Source organism: Lactobacillus sp. C449L (genome assembly GCF_059900815.1).
The window spans coordinates 1-474 of the sequence record NZ_JBWXGA010000163.1 but is presented as its reverse complement, the minus strand read 5'-3'; the positions used below and the strand labels follow the sequence as shown (position 1 = coordinate 474).

The following is a 474-nucleotide window of genomic DNA, read 5'->3' as shown; positions in this document are numbered from 1 at the left end:
CCATACGGCCTCTCGAATGGCTTGATCCGCTTCGGCCGCAAGCCCACCCCGTCGCGCGAGCGCGACGGGCGCCCCCGGCAGCGGTGCGCGTCCGGGCATCCCCGCTTCACCGATCGCGATCGAGGCCGCGGCGGGCGCGGTCCGAGGGAACTTCGACATGGCGATCATCTGCACCTTCACCGCGAACGGCGATACCTTCACCGGCACGCTCAAGACCCTCACCCTCAACGCCAAGGTCAGCTTCAAGCCGGCAGAGAAGGAGACCGACAAGGCCCCGGACTTCCGCATCCATTCGAACACCGTCGAGTTTGGGGCCGCCTGGAAGAAGACCAGCCACGAGGGCCGTGACTATCTCTCGGTCAAGCTCGACGCCCCGCCCTTCCCGGCTCCGATCTACGCCAGCCTGGTCGAGACCGACATCGCCAGCGAATGCAATCTCATCTGGTCGTGCTGACGAAAGCGGCGCCCCTACTC

Annotated in this window: 1 protein-coding gene; it reads left to right on the top strand. The window is 66.5% G+C overall.

Features of this window, described 5'->3' with window-relative positions:
- Positions 1–157: 157 nt before the first annotated feature.
- Complete coding sequence (locus tag AC2JF9_RS08825; protein WP_500727014.1) at positions 158–454, top strand: DUF736 domain-containing protein; 297 nt, start codon at positions 158–160, stop codon at positions 452–454.
- Positions 455–474: the final 20 nt, after the last annotated feature.

Bases quoted from the DNA above. Each gene is read 5' to 3' on its own strand.
- AC2JF9_RS08825 (WP_500727014.1), top strand. From the start codon at position 158: ATGGCGATCATCTGCACCTTCACCGCGAACGGCGATACCTTCACCGGC.